The following is a 3,817-nucleotide window of genomic DNA, read 5'->3' as shown; positions in this document are numbered from 1 at the left end:
ACCTGGCGAGGGCGAGCGCGGTGGAGGTGGTCAGGCCCACGATCCCGCCCTTGGCCGCCGCGTAGTTGGGCTGTCCCGCGCCACGATCGCGCCGGAGCGGTCGCCCGGCGCGGCCCCGGCCGGCACGGTCAGCGTGAAGGGCACCTCGGCGCGGGTGCGGGCCGGGACGGTGAGGCCGCTCCGGGCGAACACCGCCGGCACGCCGGTGCCGCGCAGCCGGACGGTGACGGGGCTCCGGCCGGGGTTGGTCACGGACACCGTGTCCTGAAGGACCGTGCCCGGGGCGCCCTCGGCGTAGAAGGAGGGGCGTGCGCCGCCGGCGGGCGTCAGGGACCATCCGCCCGGGTGCGCGGCGGCACGCGGGGCGGCGCTGAGCATCAGCAGGGCCAGGCCGAGGACCCGGGCGGCGAACGGCATGGGCGGCTCCATCAGCAGGTGAGGGGCGCTGGGGGTGCCTCTCTCCAGGGACGGCGGGGGTCCGTGGGATCAGCGGCGCGCGGCCTGGCCCCGCCGGGTCAGCCACAGGGCGCCCGCCGCACCGGCGAGGAGCACCGTGCCGCCGAGCGTGCCGAGGGCGACGGCGGAGTCCTCGGGGCCGGTCTGCGGCAGCTGCCCGCCCGACGAGGACGAGGACGACGAGGAGGACGAGGAGGAGCCGCCGGACGAGCCGCCGGACGCCGTCGCGTCGAGCGTCAGGGACGGCCCGGGGTTGTTGGTCGGCGTGCAGGTCGTCGTGGTGCCGAGGGCCTTGATGGTCAGCGTGGCCGCCGTGAAGGTGACCTTGCCGGTCTTGCGCGGGGTGTAGGTCCCGCTCAAGTCGCTGATCTTGATGGGGGTGTTGGCGGGGATGGCGGCCGCGTTGGGCGGCCCGCTCACCGGGAGCGTGCCGCTGTCGGCGCCGCCCAGCCGGATGGTGGCGCTCGGGCTCATCGCGCCCTTGCCCAGCTCGACCGGGCTGGAGGAGACGCCCTTCTGCCAGGACATGGTGATCTTGTAGCCGCTGCCGCTCCTGACGCCCTTGATGTCGATCGGCGAGACGGCGCTCTTGACGCCGATCGGCGTCTGGCAGCGGTAGTTGACGTCGACGACGTCGGCGTGGGCCGCCGGGGCGGTCAGCAGCACCGCCGAGCCGGCCAGGGCCGCGGCGGACGCGAGCGCGGCGGTTCGTTTCGGGTACGACACGTTCGGTCCACCCCATTCATTCCCGACGGAGTTCCTGACGATGTATCAGATTCGGCCGTCAAGGTACGCCGGGGGCCGTGAGGAAGGAAGACGCGTCGCACGCCGGAGTTGTGGCGATCCGGCGTGGGTGACGGGGTGCCTGAGTGGAGGCGGGGGCCGGGTGGGCGGCCGCGCGGTCAGGCCGGGGCGCCCAGTTCCGCCCACACCGTCTTGCCGGGGCGGCCCGCCGCGCGGACCACGCCCCAGTCCAGGCACAGCCGTTGCACGATGAACATGCCGTGGCCACCCGGCCGGCCGGCGCGGTGCGGGGTGCGCGGGGCGGGCTGTCCGGTGCCGCCGTCGGAGACCTCCAGCCGGATCACCTTGTTGTCGCAGGCGAGGACGAGTTCGTCGGGGCCCTCGGCGTGCAGGCAGGCGTTGGTGACCAGTTCGGAGACGACCAGCAGCACGTCCTCGGCCGCGGCCCGCCGGTCGGCGCTCGCGGCGGGCAGCCAGCCCCACGCGTACAGCGCCTGGCGGGTGAAGTCGCGGGCGAGCGGGACGACCCCGCTCTCGCCACGCAGCCCGAGTCTGCGGGTCTGGCCGCCCCGTGCCGCACGTGCGCCGCCGCCGGACTCCGACGGGGACGGCGCGGCCGCCCCCGTGGTCGCGCCGGTCGGCGCATCCCCCTCGGACGCCCCGGAAGCGCCGCTCGGCTCCGGGCCGCGGTCGCCCGGCGAGTAGGGCCGGGTGGTGCTCATCAGCGCTTCACCTCACCGATTCACCAGTTCACGATTCAAAGGTCCGGCACCGTTCGGCACCGGCCGGTCCGTCCGTCGTCCGTCCCGTCATCTGCACTTCCGTTCCGTCACCCGCACGTCGCCCCGCTTTCGTCCGCCCTCGCCCGTCCGGCGTCCGGATATCGGACACCCGTCGTACGCGCCCCTGGTCGCACAGGGTCGCCGTTCGCTCCGGACCGCCGCGCGCACCCGGACCCCGTCCCGTCCGGGACCGGGCCGGCGATCCGGCGGCCGATGGTCGTCAGCATGACTCCTGCCCGACCGATGCGCCGGAACACCCCCGTCTTCCGCGTGACCGGCGGGACACCCGGGGTGACCGGCACACCGGTGCGCCCGCGGAGCCGGGAGCGGCGGGCGCGGGTCAGCCGGTGCCGCCACCCTCCCCGGCCAGGGCCGCGTCCACGGAGTCGTGGACGGTGAAGACCGCCTCGGCTCCCGTGATCTCGAACACCCGGGCCACCACGGGCAGCATGCCCGCCAGATGGACCCCGCCACCGGCGGCTTCCGCCTTCAAGCGGGCCCCGAGCAGGACGTTCAGCCCCGTGGAGTCACAGAACTCCAGGCGTGAGCAGTCCACCACGAGCCGCGAGAAGCCCTTGGCCAGAAGGTCGTCGAGGGGCTCGCGCAACAGATCGGCGGTGTGGTGATCGAGTTCACCCGCCGGGGTGACAACGGCGCTGGAGCCCTCTTCCCGCACCTCCACCAGAAGCCGGCCCGACTGTGCGCTGCCGACCGTCCCGTGGTCCATGCCGTCTCTCTCCCGAGGTCGTGGCTGCTGATGCCCTCGAACATTACGCCTTCCATGCGCACTCCGACACCTGAACAACCTCACATAATCGGACATACACGAACAGAACGCACTTGCGATCGGTCCTGGGAAGCCGGTAGGGCTATAAGGACACCTATTCCTACACGCCGGCTTCGGAGGCGCCGCACACCGCAGTGCACGCTTTGGCTTCGGCAGCCTTATGCCGAGAACGATGGAGGACACCCATGTCACCCCGGCTCGACGCCTCGCATACCCCGACCGCGACGTCGACACCCCCACCGGATCAACTGGATCATCCCATCGATCCCCTCGACCCCATCGAGGGGCTCCCGGAGATCCCTCCGTACGACGAGGTCGGCCCCGTCGACGCGCGGGCCCTGTCCAAGACCCTCTTCGAGCGCCTCCAGACGCTGGAGGAAGGGACGCACGAGTACTCGTACGTCCGCAACACGCTCGTCGAGCTCAACCTGGCCCTCGTGAAGTTCGCCGCCTCCCGCTTCCGCTCCCGCAGCGAGCCGATGGAGGACATCATCCAGGTCGGCACCATCGGCCTGATCAAGGCGATCGACCGCTTCGAGCTCTCCCGCGGCGTCGAGTTCCCGACCTTCGCGATGCCGACCATCATCGGCGAGATCAAGCGGTTCTTCCGCGACACCTCGTGGTCCGTGCGCGTGCCGCGCCGGCTGCAGGAGCTGCGCCTGGACCTGGCCAAGGCCGGGGACGAGCTGGCGCAGAAGCTGGACCGCGCGCCGACCGTCGCGGAGCTCGCCGAGCGGCTCGGCATCTCCAACGACGAGGTCGTCGAGGGCATGGCCGCCTCGAACGCCTACACGGCCTCCTCGCTGGACGCCCAGCCCGAGGAGGACGAGACCGAGGGCGCCCTCGCGGACCGCATCGGGTACGAGGACCACGGGATCGAGGGCATCGAGTACATCGAGTCGCTCAAGCCCCTGATCGCCGGGCTGCCGCCCCGCGACCGGAAGATCCTCTCCCGACGACCGCTTACCCGTGGCCGGTTCGCTCTGCCAGCATCGCCCGAAGGTCTGGAAGTCCGGGCATACGGGGGCCGGGTGACGGGGTTCGTCTT

General features: G+C 72.5%; 5 protein-coding genes. 1 reads left to right on the top strand and 4 read right to left on the bottom strand.

From position 1 onward, the window contains the following. Window positions 1-30 precede the first annotated feature (30 nt). The 4 genes from ACWEN3_RS43220 to ACWEN3_RS43205 all read right to left on the bottom strand — a co-directional run bounded on the left by ACWEN3_RS43220 (window position 31) and on the right by ACWEN3_RS43205 (window position 2,709). The gene (locus tag ACWEN3_RS43220) at window positions 31-417 is read right to left on the bottom strand and encodes a hypothetical protein (protein WP_452983253.1); all 387 of its coding nucleotides are present in this window, start codon (window positions 415-417) and stop codon (window positions 31-33) included. Window positions 418-486: 69 nt separating this feature from the next. After that, window positions 487-1,182 carry an LPXTG cell wall anchor domain-containing protein gene (locus tag ACWEN3_RS43215; protein WP_452983250.1) on the bottom strand — a complete coding sequence of 232 codons (696 nt, stop codon included), beginning with the start codon at window positions 1,180-1,182 and terminating at the stop codon, window positions 487-489. Between the two features lie 176 nt (window positions 1,183-1,358). Then, window positions 1,359-1,922 (bottom strand): ATP-binding protein, encoded by a 564-nt coding sequence (locus ACWEN3_RS43210; protein ID WP_452983247.1) that lies wholly within the window; start codon window positions 1,920-1,922, stop codon window positions 1,359-1,361. Between the two features lie 400 nt (window positions 1,923-2,322). After that, entirely contained in the window at window positions 2,323-2,709 is a 387-nt protein-coding gene (locus ACWEN3_RS43205; protein WP_452983244.1) for an STAS domain-containing protein, read from the bottom strand. 245 nt (window positions 2,710-2,954) lie between these two features. Between ACWEN3_RS43205 and ACWEN3_RS43200 the strand changes: the two genes are divergently transcribed. After that, window positions 2,955-3,817 (top strand): SigB/SigF/SigG family RNA polymerase sigma factor (locus ACWEN3_RS43200; RefSeq protein WP_452983241.1); only part of this gene is annotated, 863 nt, incomplete at its 3' end.

Source organism: Streptomyces sp. NPDC004561 (assembly GCF_053602155.1).
The sequence above is the reverse complement of the archived record's forward strand: the minus strand, read 5'-3'. Positions and strand labels throughout refer to the sequence as shown.